Raw genomic sequence first — 524 nt, forward strand, 5'->3', positions numbered from 1 at the left:
CATGCCATCAGGCACTTTCGGCACGCTTTATCGACGAGGACGGTCCGGTTCAGCTTTTTGAGCTCCGCACGCGCAAGTCTCGAGCTGACTGATGCATCTCAGCGTCGCAGGAGGCTGAGAAGCTGATCGCCGAGCTAAGGCGAACAGAGCTGAACGGCAGCTTTGATCTCAGCCAAGGTCATCTGTTTCGCGCGCGCATGATCAGTTTTGGCCCTGACAACTATTTCATAGTGATCACCGCCCACAAAATTATCATCGATGCCTGGTCGATCTCTGTTCTGCTCAGGGACCTTCGAGAGGTACGTAGATGCCGCGGGTTTCTGCCAGAGAACTGTGTTTCGGCATGGAATAAGGACCCCGTATTCGGGGTAATCGGCATCCAATCGGGGCTCTGACGCATATTCGATGATCGTGTTTGTTTTTATGGCGCGCCAATCAGCCTAGCCCGAAGGAGATCGAGCTTAGCGCGCCCGTACATCTGCCGCTTGACCAGCTTGAGCTTGGTGATCTGAGCTTCCACTTGG

Annotated in this window: 1 protein-coding gene; it reads left to right on the top strand. The window is 54.6% G+C overall.

Going from position 1 to position 524, the window contains the following annotated elements; translation table 11 throughout:
• The first annotated feature begins 149 nt into the window (after window positions 1-149).
• Complete coding sequence (locus tag AC0L3P_RS40040; protein WP_473309469.1) at window positions 150-395, top strand: condensation domain-containing protein; 246 nt, start codon at window positions 150-152, stop codon at window positions 393-395.
• The last annotated feature ends 129 nt before the right edge of the window (window positions 396-524 follow it).

This window comes from Bradyrhizobium sp. WSM4874 (assembly GCF_055811835.1).